Source organism: Kitasatospora sp. NBC_00315, assembly GCF_041435095.1.
In the GTDB taxonomy this organism is placed as follows: domain Bacteria; phylum Actinomycetota; class Actinomycetes; order Streptomycetales; family Streptomycetaceae; genus Kitasatospora.
In genome coordinates this window covers 6,587,146-6,601,572 of the sequence record NZ_CP108025.1, presented here as the reverse complement: position 1 = coordinate 6,601,572, position 14,427 = coordinate 6,587,146, and the positions used below count along the sequence as shown (strand labels likewise).

Genomic DNA, 14,427 nt, shown 5'->3' with positions numbered 1-14,427 from the left:
TCCTTCAGGGCTCACGGGTGCTCCTTGAGGGCTCGGTCGACGAGTGCCGCAGCGGCGCCCAGGTAGTTCGCGGGGTCGATGAGCTCACGCAGGCGGCGCTCGGGGAGCAGTCCGGTCAGGGCCGGCTCGGCGTCGAGCGCCTCGTCGAGGTCGAGCATTTCGGTGGCGGCGCGCCGGGCGGCGCGGGCGAGTGCCTGTTTTGCCTCGGTCCGGCCGACGAGGGGTGCGAGGGCGGCGGCGAGATGCTCGGTGACCACCAGGCCGCCGGTGAGGTCGAGGTTGTCGGCCATCCGGTGCGGGTGGACCTGCAGGTTCTCGGTGAGCTCGGCTGCCGCGTGGGCGGCGCCGCCGACGAGGCGCAGGGCGTCACGCAGCGGCTGCCATTCGGCGTGCCAGGCGCCGGCCGGGCGTTCGTCCTCGGCGGCCATCGCGCCGAACAGGATCGCGGCGAGGGCCGGGACCTGACGGGCGGTGCCCGCGATCAGGGTGGCACGCACGGGGTTCGACTTGTGCGGCATGGCCGAGGAGCCGCCGCCGTCGCCCTCGGTGAGCTCGCCGATCTCGGTGCGGGAGAGGGTGAGCACGTCGGCGGCGATCTTGCCGAGCGCGCCGGCGGTGAAGGCGAGTGCGGCGGCGAGGTCGGCGACCGGGGTGCGCAGGGTGTGCCAGGGCAGCAGTGGTTCGGCGAGTCCGGTGCGGCGGGCGTAGGCGGCGAGCAGCCTCAGGGCGAGGCCGGGTTCGCGGGGGGCTCCGTCGGCTTCGGCGTGGGCCAGGAAGGCGGCCAGGGTGCCTGCGGCGCCGCCGAGTTGGGCGGGCAGGGTGGCGCGGGTGCCGGCGAGGCGGCGGTGCGCGTCGAGGACGAGGCTGCGCCAGCCGGCGGCCTTGAGGCCGAAGGTGGTGGGGACGGCGTGCTGGGTGAGGGTCCGGCCGGGCATGGCGATGTCGCGGTGTCGCTCGGCGAGGGCCGCCAGGGCTGCGGCGGTCCGACCGAGGTCGGTGATCGTCGCGCCGAGGGCGTCCACGGCGACGAGCATCAGGGCGGTGTCGAGGATGTCCTGGCTGGTGGCGCCGCGGTGGACGTGGGCGGCGGCACCCGGACTGCGGGCGGCGACCGCGGCCGTGAGATCGGCGACCAGCGGGATGACGGGGTTGCCGCCGGCTCGGGCGCGCAGTGCGATGTCGCGTACGTCGAGGTCACCGGCGGCTGCGGCCAGGACGTCGGCCGCGCCGGCCGGGGCGAGGCCGAGGTCGGCCTGGGCCCGGGTGAGCGCCGTCTCCGCCCGCACCATCGCGGCGAGCAGCGCGGCGTCGCCGGTGGCCGCGGTGACGGGCGAACCCGCGGTGACGGGGGTGAGCAGCCCCAGGTCGTCCGGGGGGAGGGCGGGGTCAGTCGAAGGCAAGGAAGACCGTCTCCTTCTCGCCCTGGAGACGGATGTCGAACCGGTGCCGGCCCGGCCCGTCGGGCGTGGTCTCCAGGGTGCTGCGGCGCTCCGGCCCCAGCGCCGCCAGCAGGGGGTCGGCCGCGAGCAGCGGGTGACCGGCCAGGTAGGCGCGGGTGTGGAGGTGGTGGAGGAGGCCACGGGCGAAGACACACACGGCGAGGTAGGGAACGCCGCCCGGCGCCAGGGTGTGCAGCGTCCAGTGGCCGTCGGCGTCGGTGGGAACCCGGGCGAAGCCGGTGAAATCGGTGCCGTTGCGGCCGAGATGGCCACCGGTGACGGGGTCGCGGCGCATCGAGCCGGGAACGCCGGTGCGGGTGCCGTCGGGAGCGGGCTGCCAGAACTCCAGCAGCGCGTCGGGGACGGGCTCGCCGGCGCCGTCCAGGACGTGGCCGTGCACGGTGATCGTGCCGGGCCGGCCGGGCGGGGCGAGGTCGCCGCCGCCGGGGAAGGGCAGGGCGTAGCCGTAGAAGGGGCCGACGGTCTGTGAGGGGGTGGGGAGCATCAGCGGCCTTCCTCGATCCAGGTGGCGGACGGCCCGTCGAGGACGATGTCCCAGCGGTAGCCGAGCGACCACTCGGGGGTCGAGAGGTCGTGGTCGTAGGCGGCGACCAGGCGGGCGCGGGCGGCGGGGTCGGTGACGGACTGCAGGATCGGGTCGTACGGGAAGAGCGGGTCGCCGGGGAAGTACATCTGGGTGACGAGCCGTTGGGTGAAGGCGGTGCCGAACAGCGAGAAGTGGATGTGGGCGGGCCGCCAGGCACCGGTGTGGTTGCGCCACGGGTAGGCGCCGGGCTTGATCGTGGTGAAGGCGTAGCTGCCGTCGTCACCGGTGAGGCAGCGGCCGGCGCCGGTGAAGTTCGGGTCGAGCGGGGCGGGGTGCTGGTCGCGCCGGTGGGCGTAGCGGCCGGCGGCGTTGGCCTGCCAGATCTCGACGAGCTGGCGGCGCACGGGTCGGCCGTCGCGGTCCAGGACGCGGCCGGTGACGGTGATGCGCTCGCCCAGGGGTTCGCCGGGGTGGTGGCGGGTGAGGTCGGCGTCGAGGTCGGTGACGTCGGTGGTGCCGAACGCGGGGCCGGAGAGTTCGACCGCCTCGGGGTCGTGCACGGCGACCAGTGGGTTCTTGGGGTGGCGCAGTGCGGCGCTGCGGTAGGGCGGGTAGTCGCGGGCCGGGTGGGTACGGCCTCCGCCGGCGCCCGCGTGCCGGTCGATCTCGTGGGAGATGTCCGCTTGGGTGGGGAGCACGGGGTCTACCTTTCGAGGACGAGGGCGAGGCCCTGGCCGACGCCGATGCAGAGGGTGGCGAGGCCGAGGCCCGAGCCGGCGGCGGCGAGCTGGTGGGCGACGGCGCCGGTGATGCGGGCGCCCGAGGCGCCGAGAGGGTGGCCGAGTGCGAGGGCGCCGCCACGGGGGTTGACGGCTCCGGGGTCGAGGTCGGGCCAGTGGGTGAGGCAGCCGAGTGCCTGGGCGGCGAACGCCTCGTTGAGTTCACAGACGGTGACGTCGCCGGCGCCGCGCCCGGCGCGCAGGAGTGCGCGGCGGACGGCCTCCACCGGGCCGAGGCCGAAGTAGGGAGGCTCGATGCCGGTGACCGCGGAGGCGCGGATGCGGGCGAGCGGCTCGCGGCCGGTGGCGACGAGGCCCGCCTCGTCGGTGATCAGCAGGGCGGCCGCGCCGTCGCTGAGCGGGGAGGCGTTGCCCGCGGTCACCGTCCCGCCGGGCCGGAAGACCGGCTTGAGGCGGGCGAGCGCCTCCGTGGAGGCGTTGTCGCGGACGCTCTCGTCGCGGTGGAGGCCGGTGCCCGGCACGGGGACGGTCTCGCTGTCGTACGCGCCCGCGGCCCAGGCGGTGGCGGCCTTGTGGTGGGAGGCGAGTGCGAAGGCGTCCTGGGCCTCGCGGGTGATGCCGTGGCGGTCGGCGACGAGTTCGGCGCCCTCGCCGAGCGGGACCGTCCACTCGGCGGGCATCGTAGGGTTGACGAGCCGCCAGCCGAGGGTGGTGGAGGAGAGTTCCTGGTGGCCGGCGGGGAAGGCCCGGTCGGGTTTGGGCAGGACCCAGGGGGCGCGGCTCATCGACTCGACGCCGCCGGCGATCACGATCGAGGCGTCGCCGAGCGCGACCGCGCGGTACGCCTGGATCACGGCCTCCATGCCGGAGCCGCAGAGCCGGTTCACGGTGCTGCCGGGCACGGTGACGGGCAGTCCGGCGAGGAGGACGGCCATCCGGGCGACGTCGCGGTTCTCCTCGCCGGCGCCGTTGGCGTTGCCGAGGACGACGTCGTCGATGCGGGCCGGGTCGAGCTGCGGGGTGCGCTCCAGCAGGGCGCGCAGGGTGTGCGCGGCCAGGTCGTCGGGACGGGTGCCGGCGAGCGCACCGCCGTACTTGCCGACGGGGGTGCGGACGGCGTCGACGATGTAGACGTCGCGGGTGCTCACACCTGTTCCCGGACGGGTGCGGCGGTGGCGGCAACCAGCTCTGCGACGGTGACACCGGGGGCGGTCTCGACGAGGACGAGGCCGTCGGGGGTGACGTCGAGGACGCCGAGGTCGGTGATGATGCGGTGGACGCAGGCCTTGCCGGTGAGCGGCAGGGTGCACTCCCGGACGATCTTCGGGGAGCCGTCCTTGGCGGTGTGCTCCATCAGGACGACGACGCGGCGGGCACCGTGCACCAGGTCCATCGCGCCGCCCATGCCCTTGACCATCCTGCCGGGGATCATCCAGTTGGCGAGGTCACCGCCGGCGGACACCTGCATGGCGCCGAGGATCGCGGCGTCCACGTGGCCGCCGCGGATCATGCCGAAGGACAGCGAGGAGTCGAAGAAGGAGGCTCCGGCCAGGACCGTGACGGTTTCCTTGCCGGCGTTGATCAGGTCGGGGTCGACCTCTTCGGAAGCCGGGTACGGGCCGACGCCCAGGATGCCGTTCTCCGACTGGAGGACGACGTCGATGCCGTCGGGCAGGAAGTTGGGCACCAGGGTCGGCAGGCCGATGCCGAGGTTGACGTAGCTGCCGTCGGCGAGTTCGCGGGCGGCCCGGGCCGCCATCTGGTCACGGGTCCAGGCCATCAGGCGCGCACCGTCCTCTTCTCGATCTGCTTGTCGGCGGCCTGTGCGGGGGTGAGGGCGACGACGCGCTGCACGAAGACGCCCGGCAGGTGGATCTCGTCGGGACGCAGTTCGCCGGGTTCGACGAGTTCCTCGACCTCGGCGAGCGTGATGCGTCCGGCCATCGCGGCGAGCGGGTTGAAGTTGCGGGCGGCCCTGTTGAAGACGAGGTTGCCGTGGCGGTCCCCGCGGGCCGCCCGGACGAGCGCGTAGTCGGTGGTGATACCACGTTCCAGGACGTAGCTGCGGCCGTCGAACTCGCGGATCTCCTTGGGCGGGGAGGCGAGGGCCACCGCGCCGTCGGGCGTGTGACGCCAGGGCAGGCCGCCGTCGGCGACCTGGGTGCCGACACCGGCGGGGGTGAAGAAGGCCGGGATTCCGCAGCCGCCGGCCCGCAGCCGCTCGGCGAGGGTGCCCTGCGGGACGAGTTCTACCTCCAGCTCGCCGCCGAGGTACTGGCGGGCGAACTCCTTGTTCTCGCCGACGTAGCTGCCGGTGACGCGGGCGATCCGGCCGGCTGCCAGCAGCAGTCCGAGGCCCGCGCCGTCGACGCCGCAGTTGTTGGAGACCACGCTCAGGCCGGCGGCGCCCTGCGCGAAGAGCGCCCGTATCAGGGTGTCGGGCACGCCGCTGAGGCCGAAGCCGCCGACGGCCAGCGAGGCGCCGTCGGGGATGTCGGCCACGGCCTCCCCGGCGCTTGTACTCACTTTGTCCATGGGGGTGTTCCTCTGCCTCTTGTCGTGTGGGCTGCTGTCAGGGGCGGGTGCGGGGCCGGGCCCGGGCGGGCCGCAGCGGCACCGGGTCGGCACCTGTGACGACGGTGTTGGAGACGGTGCCGATGCCCTCGACGGTGAGGGTGACGGTGTCGCCGGGCTGGAGCGGCGGCGGACTCTGCTGCCCGTTGCGGCCCCACAGCTCGGCGAGGCAGCCGCCGTTGCCGCAGGTGCCCGACCCGAGGACGTCACCGGGGCGCACGGTGGTGCCGCGGGAGGCGTACGCGACCAGGTCCTCGAAGGTCCAGCCCATGTTGGACAGCAGGTCCCGGCCGATGACCTCGCCGTTGACCTCGGCGGTCAGGGCGAGGCGCAGGAATCCGTCCGCGTCGCGGTGGGGCTCCAGTTCGTCGGCGGTGACCAGCCAGGGGCCGAGGGTGGTGGCGGTGTCCTTGCCCTTGCAGGGGCCCAGGCCGACCTTCATCTCGCGGGACTGCAGGTCGCGGGCCGACCAGTCGTTGAAGATCGTGTACCCGATGATGTGCTCGCGGGCCTGTTCCGAGGTGAGGTCGGCCCCCTCCCGGCCGATGACCGCCGCGACCTCCAGTTCGAAGTCCAGCACCGTCGATCCGGGGGGCATCGGGACGTCGTCGTGGGCGCCGATCACGGCGTAGGGGTTGCCGAAGTAGAAGGTGGGCGCCTCGTACCAGGCCTCCGGCACACCGGCGGCGCCGTCGATGCTGCGGCGCACGCCCTCGACGTGCTCCTCGAACGCGACGAAGTCGCGCACGGTCGGGGGCTGGAGAGGCGGCAGCAGCCGCACGTCCGCCAGCGCGGGGCCGGCGGGACCGGCGAGCGCTTCCTCGCCGGCGTGCAGGAGGGCGGGGAGCCCGGCGCGGACCAGTTGGAGCAGGTCGACGTCGGCCGGCAGCGGGTGCAGGCGGTCTCCGTCGACCACGCCGCAGCGGCGTTCGCCGTCGTACTCGTAGGTGGCCAGGCGCATGGTGTTCCTCGGAGGTAAAGGGATCGGTGCGGAAGAGGGTCCGGTGCCCGGCGCGCCGTGTCAGGGCATGGCCCGGCCGCCGGGCACCGGGGTTCGGGTCAGACCGGCGGGGCGACGAACACGCCGCGGTCGACGTCGTTGAACGATTCCTTGGCGACGATCTCGCTCATCGGATTGGCCGTGCCCCACTGGTCGGTGACCTCGGGCTGGGAGAAGTCGTAGACGTGCGGGTGCCAGGCGTCCTCGTCCAACTGCTCCAGCTCGGTGGTGTACTCCACCGTGTTGCCGTGCGGGTCGAGGAAGTAGGTGAAGGTGTTGTTGCCCGCCAGGTGACGGCCGGGGCCCCAGACCTTGCGGACGCCCGCCCGGAGCAGCCGGCCGGTGCCGTACATGTACTCGTCCAGGCCGCGCATCTCGAAGGAGACGTGGTGCAGCGAGGTGTGCGGGCCCTTGGCGATGGCCATGGAGTGGTGCTGGTTGCTGATCCGCATGAAGTGCATCACCTCGCCCATGTGCGGGGAGGCGAGGGTGTCGGAGAGGGCGAAGCCGAGGTGCCGCTCGTACCACTGGCGGGTGCGGTCCAGGTCGGGTGAGTTGACGACGACGTGGGAGAGGCGGACGGGGATGGACTCCTTCTCCTCGATGCGGCGGTGGGTGCGGGTGGCGACGTCGGCGCTGACCTCGATGGTGCGGCCGTCGACGTCGAAGAAGCGGAAGCCGTAGCCGCCGCCGGGGGTGTCGACGGTGCCGGGGCGGGTTATCAGCTGGACGCCGCCGGCGAGCAGTTGCTCGGCGAGGGTGTCGACGTCGGCGGGGGTGGCGGCGCCGTAGGAGATGAGGTCGAGGCGCTTCTCCTCGGCGCGGCGCAGCCGCACGATGTACTGCTCGGGTGAGCCCTCGGCGGCGAGGAAGGAGATGCCGGAGTCCTCGGCGACCTTGGTGAGGCCCCAGAGTTGGGCGTAGAAGTCGAGCTGTGCCTCGTAGTCGGGCACGGCGAGGTCGACGTGCCGCAGGTGGGTGAGCAGGCGGTTCATGGTGTGTTCCTCCTCAGCCGAGGCCCAGCAGGGCTGCGGCGTTCGCGCCACGGACGGCGTGGTGGTCGTGGTCGGACAGGCCGGCTTCGGCGAGTGCGCCGAGCGGGTCCCAGGTGCCCATGTCGAAGGGGAAGTCGGAGCCGAGCAGCACCCGGTCCTCGCCGGCGACGCGGACGAGTTCGCGCAGGACGGCGGGGTCGTGGACGAGGGAGTCGAACCACAGGTCCTTGAGGTAGCTGCTGGGTTCGCGGGCGCAGCCTCGGGCGTCGGGGCGGGCGCGCCAGGCGTGGTCGGAGCGGCCGATGTGGGTGGGCAGGTAGCCGCCGCCGTGCGCGGCGATGACCTTCAGGCCGGCGTGGCGGTCGAGGACGCCGGAGAAGATCAGGTGGGAGAGGGCGACCGCGTTCTCGGTGGGCTGGCCGACGGTGTTGGAGAGGTACCAGCGGTTCAGTCGCTCGTCGAGGGTGCAGCCGAAGGGGTGCAGGAAGAGGACGGCGCCGGTTTCGGCTGCGCGGGCCCAGAAGGGCTCCAGCCGCGCGTCGGACAGTTCGAGACCGGGCGCGTGGCTGGAGATCTCGACGCCGAGCAGGCCGCTGTCCAGGGCGTGGTCCAGCGCCTCGACGGCGAGGTGGGGGTGCTGGAGGGCGATGAGGCCGAGACCGCGGAGCCGGTCCGGGGCCTTGGCGCAGTGCTCTGCGGTGGCGGTGTTGGCGAGTTGCCAGACACCGCGCGCCGTCTGCTCGTCGGCCCAGTAGTGGTAGTGCGAGGGCGAGGGGCTGACCAGCTGGATGTCCACGCCCTGGGTGTCCATCGCGGCCAGACGGGCGTCGACGTCGGTGAGCAGCGGGATGCGCTCGCGGACCATGGGGCCGCTGACGGCGAGGGCCTCGGGGCCGTTGCGGCGGGCGTCCAGGGCGCGGGCGTCGGCCAGGGCGGGGTGGTCGGCGACCAGCGCTTCGACCTCGGGCAGCAGCAGGTGGGCGTGGACGTCGACGGTGGGGGCGTTGTTGGCGGAGGCGTTGTTGGTGGGGGCGTTGTTGGCGGGGGTCATCACGGCAGTTCCTTGAGGACGGTCATGGTGCGGCCCATCAGGCCGGGGACGTCGGCGTCGCGGACGCCGTCCATCAGCCACTGGCCGAGCTGGCAGGAGCTCTCGACGACCAGCCGTACGCGGGGCAGTCGGCGGGCGTGGTAGTCGAGCAGCAGTTGTTCGTCGAACTTCTCCCGGGTGGTGAGGAGTTCGGCGAGGACGGCGGCGTCCTCCAGGGACATCGCGGCGCCCTGGGCGAGGGTGGGCGGGCAGGCGTGCGCGGCGTCGCCGACCAGGACGACGCGGCCGCGGTGCCAGGGGCCCTCGACGAGGTGGCGGTCGAACCAGGTGTAGTTGACCTGCTTCGGGTCGGTGATGCTCGCGGCGATCTCGGCCCAGTGGCCGCCGTAGCCGGCCGCGAGGCGGCGCATCTCGTCGGCGTACGTGGCGGGGTCGATGCCGGCGCGGTCGCGCTTGGGCTCGACCAGGTAGGCGTAGACGGTGTCGGGGCCGGTGGGGCAGTAGCCGGCGATGTAGCAGGGGCCGCCGTAGGTGAGGTCGGTGCGCTCTACGTCGGCGGGGCGGGGGGCGGGGGTGCGCCAGATCGCCATGCCGGTGGGCTCGGGGCGCTCGGTGATGCCGATCATGGCGCGGGTGGCGGAGCTGATGCCGTCGGCGCCGACCACCAGGTCGTAGCGGCCGCCGGTGCCGTCGTCGAAGCGCACCCACACGCCGTCGTCGTCCGAGGACAGCGACTCGACGGTGGTTCCGAGACGGACCTTGGCGCCGGACGCCTTCACCGCGTCGATGAGGATGCGCTGGAGCTGCGGGCGCTGCATGCCGAGGGTGGCGGGCAGGTCGTCGCCGCCGGTGCGCACGTCGCGGGCGACGTGCAGGAGCGTGCCGTCCGGGGCGGTGATGCCGAGTGATCCGAAGCCGAAACCGGCTTCCCGGACCTGCTCCCAGACGCCGATCTCGCGCAGCACGCGCAGGGCGTTGCCCTGGAGGGTGATGCCGGAGCCGGAGACGTTCCAGTCGGTCTTGGCCTCGACGAGGTCGACGTCGAGGCCGGCCCTGCGCAGCAGGACGGTGAGGCCGTTGCCTGCGGTGCCACCGCCGATCACGAGGACGGTGCGGACGCTGGTCATGTGTACTCCCTGACGGGTGAACCGCGCTGCGTTGAGCGGCGGACGGGGAGGAGCGGTAGGGGATACCTGGATGGAAGTGCGGGTCGGACGCCCGGTGGCTGTCCAGGGCGCAGGGCGCCCGACCCGGCTGAGGGGAGCGGGCCGGCCTACTTGACGGCGATCGGGTTGACCGGGGAGCCGACGGCGCCGGTGATCGGCAGCGGGGCGGCGGTGAGCCAGAACTCGTACACGCCGTCGACGGCGCAGTGCTCGGCGAGGGCGTCCGGGTCCCACATCTCGCCGATCAGCAGGCCCATGTTGGGAATGGCGACCTGGTGCAGGGGCTGGAAGGCCTGGTCGAACTCGTTGGGCCGCACCTCGAAGCCCCAGGTGTCGGTGGCGACGGCCGCGATCTCGGTGCGGTGCAGCCAGCCGGCGGTGGTGAAGGAGAGCCCGGGGGCGTCCCCGCCTGCGTAGTCGCCCCAGCCCTCGCGGCGGGCGCGGGTGAGCTGGCCCGTGCGGATCACCACGAGGTCGCCGCGGCCCACGGCCGAACTCGGGCCCTGGGCCTCGATGGTGGCGCGCAGGTGGTCCTCGGTGATCGCGAAGCCGTCGGGGAGTTCCCCGTCGGTGCCGATCGCCCGGCCGACGTCGAGCAGGACGCCCCGTCCGGCGACGTCGGCGGCCATGTGCTCGATGCCGGTGACCTGGTCGCCCTCGGAGGTGACGGTGCTCGCGGCGTCACGGCCGTTCCACGCCCTGCCGTGGTCGAAGATGTGGCCGAGGCCGTCCCACTGGGTGGAGCACTGCAGGGGCATGGCGATCACGTCGTCGGCGCCGCCGATGCCGTGCGGGAACGGCTGGTGGCCGGCGGCGGCGTCGGTCCCGGTGTCGAGCATGGTGTGGACGGGGTTGGTGCGCCGGCGCCAGCCCTTCTGCGGGCCGTTCATGTCGAAACGCTGGGAGAGCGAGAAACTGACACCCTGGCGGACGAGGGCGGCGCCCTGCCGGCGCTTGGCCGCGTCGAGGAAGTTGAGGGTGCCCAGGCGGTCGTCCTCGCCCCAGCGGCCCCAGTTGGAGTACGCGGCGGCGGCCTTGGCGATCTCGGCCTCGGGGGCGGTCCGGTCGGGGGTACTCATCGCTGCTCCGCGATACAGCGGGTGCGCTGGGCGCCGAGGCCGGTGACGGTGCCGTCCATGACGTCGCCGTCGCGCAGCAGGCGGCCCCAGTGCATGCCGTTGCCGGCCGGGCTGCCGGTGAGGACGAGGTCGCCGGGGAGCAGGGTGGTGGTCTGCGAGGCGTAGGAGACCATCCGCGCCACGTCGAAGATCATGTCCTTGGTGGACTCGTCCTGCATGGTCTCGCCGTTGAGCTTGAGCGTGACCTGCAGGCCGGAGGGGTCCGCGACGAAGGCCGCGGGCACGAGGTAGGGGCCGAGCGGGGTGAAGCCGGGGGCGTTCTTGCTGCGCAGCCAGTCGGTGCCGATCTCCGGCATGTCCTTGCGGAAGATCAGCTCACGGGCGGTCAGGTCGTTGGCGATGGTGTACGCGGCGACGTGCTCCAACGCCTCCTCGGGGCTGACCCGGTAGGCGGGCCGGCCGATGACCGCGGTCAGCTCCAGCTCCCAGTCCGGCTTCTCGCACCACGCGGGCAGGATCACGTCGTCGTACGGGCCGGTGATCGAGGACGGCAGGCCGATGAACATGTACGGCTGGTCCTCGGCCGCGCGGCGGTCCATCATCGCGGCGGCCTCGTTGCGGGCCTGTTCCTCGGTGCGCGGGTCGTCCGGCCGGCGGTGGGCCACCACCAGGTCGATCACGTGCTGCCGGTAGTTGGCGCCGGACTGCAGGATCTGCCGGGGCTCGACCGGGGCGTGGGTGTGCAGACCGGTGATCGGCTGCCACGGTTGCCCGGGTTCCGCCGCGAGGCGGTGGAGGACGGGCAGTGCCTCGTCCCAATTCTCCAGCAGCGTACGGGTGTTCCGCGACCGGCCGTCACCGAGCACGCCGCTGATGTCGAGAACACGGCCGGAGACCACCAGGCCGGGGAACTGCACACCGTCCGGCCGTGAAAAGGTCCCGACGGCGAAAGGACCGGCGAGTTGCGCTTGCATTGCCACGAGGTTTCCTCCTGATGCGATGCGACTAATCTGACCGAGATCAAGGAATCCGGGAAATAGATTCTTTGAATCGCTACCATCGGCAGTACAAATATCTGGAGGTCTCGTCGTGAACCTTGCCAAACTGGACCTCAACCTCGTGCTTGCTCTGCGTGCCCTGCTGGAGGAGCGCAACGTCACCCGCGCCGGCGCCCGGATCGGACTGAGCCAGCCCGCCACCAGTGCCGCCCTGGCCCGGCTGCGGCGCCACTTCGATGACGACCTGCTGGCGCGCGACGGCAACCGCTACGTGCTCACCCCCCTGGGCACCGCACTGCTGGAACGCACCGCCACCGCGTGCGACCTGCTGGAACGGGTCTTCAGCAGTCAGGCCTCGTTCGACCCGGCCGTGGAGAGCCGCGAGTTCACCCTGCTCGCCTCGGACTATGCGGTAGCGGTGTTCGGCACGGAACTGGCCCGAGTCGTGCACGAGGAGGCGCCCGAGATCCGGCTGCGCTTCCAGCAGGTCGGGCCCGGCATTGTCGAAGCCGCCGGGCCGCTGCTGAGCTCGGTGGACGGTCTGCTGATGCCGCACGGTGTCATCAGCGGCTATCCCACGGTCGAGCTGTACCGGGACCGCTGGGTCTGCGTGGTGGCCACCGGCCATCCCGAAGTCGGAGACTTCCTCACCATGGACGACCTGGGCCGCCTGCCCTGGGCCATCTACCAACAGCCCTACGACGCACCGGCCGCCAAACAGCTCGGCCTGCTCGGCATCGACGCGAAGGTCGAAGTGTCGGTGGAGAGCTTCCAGCTCCTGCCGTTCCTGGTCGCCGGCACGCGGCGGGTCGCGCTCGTCCAGGAACGCATGGCCGAGCGACTGGCCCGGCTCGCCGACGTACGTATCCTGCCGTGCCCGTTCGATGCCGTACCGGTGCACGAGGCACTCTGGTGGCACCCCGTGCACACCCAGGACTCGGCCCACGTGTGGCTGCGCGAGACGGCGGCCCGCGTCGGCGAGACCCTCGGCGCCGGACACTGACAGCGGCCCCGCCCCAGCCATCCGGCGCACGGATCGTTGCCATCACAACAATCGATCGGCACGGGCATTCCCTTGGCACGGCCTCCCCTCCAAGATGGCGACTGCCTCGCCACCTCACTGGCGAATCCGCCGCGCGAGCCCGGGATTTCGGCCTGCCCTCCCTGCTGAGATGCCCTGCAGGGTTCGGCGCCGCCGCCCGGTGATCTCCACCCTCGTGGCCCCACCGAACGGAGAGCACCGTGCCCACTTCCCCATCCGGCGAAAACGTCGAGCCCACCCGCCGGCTGCTGGCCGCACTGCTGATGGCCGGCAGCTGCCTGCCGATCCTCGGCGCCGTCCTCATCGCCCCCGTGCTGCCCCGGATGCAGGACCACTTCGCCGCCACACCGGGGGCGTCCACCCTGGTGCCGGTCGCCCTGACGATCCCGGCGCTGTCGCTCGCCCTGCTGGCGCCTTTCGCGGGCCTACTGGCCGATCGCCTCGGGCGCAGGCGTCTGCTGGTCGGCGCGGCCGTCGCGTACGCGTTCGTGGGCACGGCCCCGCTCTGGCTCGACTCGCTCGGCGCGATCATCGCCAGCCGGGCGCTGGTCGGCGTGGCCGAAGCGGTGATCATGACCTGCTGCACCGCACTGATCGGCGACTACTGGTCCGGCCGTACCCGCGAGCGCTACCTCGCCCTGCAGACCATGTGCTCGGCCCTGTCGGCGACCGCCTTCTTCGTCCTCGGCGGGGCGATGGGGTCGGCTGGCTGGCGCACACCGTTCTGGGCCTACGCGGTGAGCCTGCTGCTCGCCCCCGTGATGGCCGCGGTCCTGCGGACACCGGCCCACGTCGCCGGGACGGCCACCGAGCCGGACGCCGGCCGTGCCCTCCCCTGGCGCAAGCTCTCCGCCTCCTGCGCGCTGACCTTCTTCGGTGCGATCGTCTTCTACACCGTGCCCGTCGAGATGGCCTACCTGCTCGACGACCTGGGCGTGACAGCCACCGCCGCGGTCGGCGCCGCCACGGCGGCGGCCAGCCTCGCCACCGTCGTCGGTGCGATCGTCTTCACCCGGGTCGCCGGACGCGCCGAGCAACTGCTGCCCGCCGTCCTCGCCCTGTGCGCCACGGGCTTCGGCGTCATGTCCTTCGCCACCGGCACGCCCGTTCTCGTCATCGGGGCCGTCCTGAACTGCCTGGGCGCCGGCATGCTGCTGCCCACCCTGCTGACCCGGACGGTGGCCCTCCTCGACCACACCAACCGCGGGCGTGGCACGGGCCTGTGGAACATGGCGTTCTTCCTCGGCGAATTCGTCTGCCCCCTGATCCTGCTCGCCACCGCCGCCGCCGTGGGCAGCCTCGCCGGCGCCGTCGGAATGCTCGGCGCGGCGACCGCCGTGGTCGGCTGCGGCCGGCTCCTCGGCCGTCGCCGGCCGGCTGTCGTCGCCGCGTAGCACCCATGGTGGCGCGCAAGGCAGGTGCCGGCTGTCGTGTCCCCGCGCGGGGACACGACAGCCGGCACCTGCCTTCGTACCGTCAGTGGTGGGCCTGAACGCCCTCCGGCCGCCGTACCGTCAGAAAGGACAGGACGGCGCTGAGCAGACAAGGGCGTCCGCTCGGCCGGCGTGCAGCGCCAGTACACCGGCACCGCCGGCCGCACCGAGAAGCTCTCGAGCGCCCTGGGTGTCAAGGCGACAACCCTTGAGCGATCGGGGGCCGCGCCGATATTTCGGATGCCGTGTGTCTTGAGTCCGGCAACAGCCGTGTCCGTATCGAGGTGGTGTACACATGTCGGCGCCACTCCTGGCTAGCAGGCCGGAAGCACCGATCGCCATGCAGGGCTGCACCGACCGGCG

14 protein-coding genes are annotated in these 14,427 nt (G+C 72.8%); 2 read left to right on the top strand and 12 right to left on the bottom strand.

What is annotated here, in order from left to right; translation table 11 throughout:
- Window positions 1–11 precede the first annotated feature (11 nt).
- The 12 genes from pcaB to OG823_RS27530 form a co-directional block, all read right to left on the bottom strand.
- Window positions 12–1,400 (bottom strand): 3-carboxy-cis,cis-muconate cycloisomerase, encoded by a 1,389-nt coding sequence (gene pcaB / locus OG823_RS27585; protein WP_371482726.1) that lies wholly within the window; start codon window positions 1,398–1,400, stop codon window positions 12–14.
- Window positions 1,387–1,944 (bottom strand): protocatechuate 3,4-dioxygenase subunit alpha, encoded by a 558-nt coding sequence (gene pcaG, locus OG823_RS27580; RefSeq protein WP_371482724.1) that lies wholly within the window; start codon window positions 1,942–1,944, stop codon window positions 1,387–1,389. Before pcaG ends, pcaB begins: the two co-directional genes overlap by 14 nt.
- Window positions 1,944–2,684 (bottom strand): protocatechuate 3,4-dioxygenase subunit beta, encoded by a 741-nt coding sequence (pcaH, locus tag OG823_RS27575; RefSeq protein WP_371482723.1) that lies wholly within the window; start codon window positions 2,682–2,684, stop codon window positions 1,944–1,946. Before pcaH ends, pcaG begins: the two co-directional genes overlap by 1 nt.
- Before the next feature lie 5 nt (window positions 2,685–2,689).
- Entirely contained in the window at window positions 2,690–3,874 is a 1,185-nt protein-coding gene (locus tag OG823_RS27570) for an acetyl-CoA C-acyltransferase (protein WP_371482722.1), read from the bottom strand.
- Complete coding sequence (locus OG823_RS27565) at window positions 3,871–4,506, bottom strand: CoA transferase subunit B (protein ID WP_371482721.1); 636 nt, start codon at window positions 4,504–4,506, stop codon at window positions 3,871–3,873. The genes OG823_RS27570 and OG823_RS27565 overlap by 4 nt, the downstream gene beginning before the upstream one ends.
- Window positions 4,506–5,261 carry a CoA transferase subunit A gene (locus OG823_RS27560; RefSeq protein ID WP_371482719.1) on the bottom strand — a complete coding sequence of 252 codons (756 nt, stop codon included), beginning with the start codon at window positions 5,259–5,261 and terminating at the stop codon, window positions 4,506–4,508. The genes OG823_RS27565 and OG823_RS27560 overlap by 1 nt, the downstream gene beginning before the upstream one ends.
- Before the next feature lie 37 nt (window positions 5,262–5,298).
- Window positions 5,299–6,261 (bottom strand): fumarylacetoacetate hydrolase family protein, encoded by a 963-nt coding sequence (locus OG823_RS27555; RefSeq protein ID WP_371482717.1) that lies wholly within the window; start codon window positions 6,259–6,261, stop codon window positions 5,299–5,301.
- A gap of 98 nt (window positions 6,262–6,359) precedes the next feature.
- A complete protein-coding gene (locus OG823_RS27550) occupies window positions 6,360–7,295 on the bottom strand; it encodes a VOC family protein (protein ID WP_371482715.1) in 936 nt (311 codons plus the stop codon).
- A gap of 13 nt (window positions 7,296–7,308) precedes the next feature.
- Entirely contained in the window at window positions 7,309–8,346 is a 1,038-nt protein-coding gene (locus OG823_RS27545) for an amidohydrolase family protein (RefSeq protein ID WP_371482713.1), read from the bottom strand.
- Entirely contained in the window at window positions 8,346–9,473 is a 1,128-nt protein-coding gene (locus OG823_RS27540) for an FAD-dependent oxidoreductase (protein ID WP_371482712.1), read from the bottom strand. The genes OG823_RS27545 and OG823_RS27540 overlap by 1 nt, the downstream gene beginning before the upstream one ends.
- Window positions 9,474–9,619: 146 nt before the next feature.
- Complete coding sequence (locus OG823_RS27535) at window positions 9,620–10,591, bottom strand: cyclase family protein (RefSeq protein WP_371482710.1); 972 nt, start codon at window positions 10,589–10,591, stop codon at window positions 9,620–9,622.
- Window positions 10,588–11,565, bottom strand: a complete 978-nt coding sequence (locus tag OG823_RS27530) for a fumarylacetoacetate hydrolase family protein (protein ID WP_371484671.1) — start codon at window positions 11,563–11,565, stop codon at window positions 10,588–10,590. The genes OG823_RS27535 and OG823_RS27530 overlap by 4 nt, the downstream gene beginning before the upstream one ends.
- A gap of 115 nt (window positions 11,566–11,680) precedes the next feature.
- On the opposite strand from OG823_RS27530, the gene OG823_RS27525 reads away from it, so the two are divergent.
- Window positions 11,681–12,592: a LysR family transcriptional regulator gene (locus tag OG823_RS27525; RefSeq protein WP_371482708.1), complete on the top strand. Its 912-nt coding sequence runs from the start codon at window positions 11,681–11,683 to the stop codon at window positions 12,590–12,592.
- Between the two features lie 239 nt (window positions 12,593–12,831).
- Window positions 12,832–14,025 carry an MFS transporter gene (locus tag OG823_RS27520; RefSeq protein WP_371482707.1) on the top strand — a complete coding sequence of 398 codons (1,194 nt, stop codon included), beginning with the start codon at window positions 12,832–12,834 and terminating at the stop codon, window positions 14,023–14,025.
- Window positions 14,026–14,427: the final 402 nt, after the last annotated feature.

Bases quoted from the DNA above. Each gene is read 5' to 3' on its own strand.
- OG823_RS27545 (WP_371482713.1), bottom strand. From the start codon at position 8,346: ATGACCCCCGCCAACAACGCCCCCACCAACAACGCCTCCGCCAACAAC.
- OG823_RS27530 (WP_371484671.1), bottom strand. From the start codon at position 11,565: ATGCAAGCGCAACTCGCCGGTCCTTTCGCCGTCGGGACCTTTTCACGG.
- pcaG (WP_371482724.1), bottom strand. From the start codon at position 1,944: ATGCTCCCCACCCCCTCACAGACCGTCGGCCCCTTCTACGGCTACGCC.
- OG823_RS27540 (WP_371482712.1), bottom strand. From the start codon at position 9,473: ATGACCAGCGTCCGCACCGTCCTCGTGATCGGCGGTGGCACCGCAGGC.
- OG823_RS27550 (WP_371482715.1), bottom strand. From the start codon at position 7,295: ATGAACCGCCTGCTCACCCACCTGCGGCACGTCGACCTCGCCGTGCCC.
- OG823_RS27560 (WP_371482719.1), bottom strand. From the start codon at position 5,261: ATGGACAAAGTGAGTACAAGCGCCGGGGAGGCCGTGGCCGACATCCCC.
- OG823_RS27555 (WP_371482717.1), bottom strand. From the start codon at position 6,261: ATGCGCCTGGCCACCTACGAGTACGACGGCGAACGCCGCTGCGGCGTG.
- OG823_RS27535 (WP_371482710.1), bottom strand. From the start codon at position 10,591: ATGAGTACCCCCGACCGGACCGCCCCCGAGGCCGAGATCGCCAAGGCC.
- OG823_RS27565 (WP_371482721.1), bottom strand. From the start codon at position 4,506: ATGGCCTGGACCCGTGACCAGATGGCGGCCCGGGCCGCCCGCGAACTC.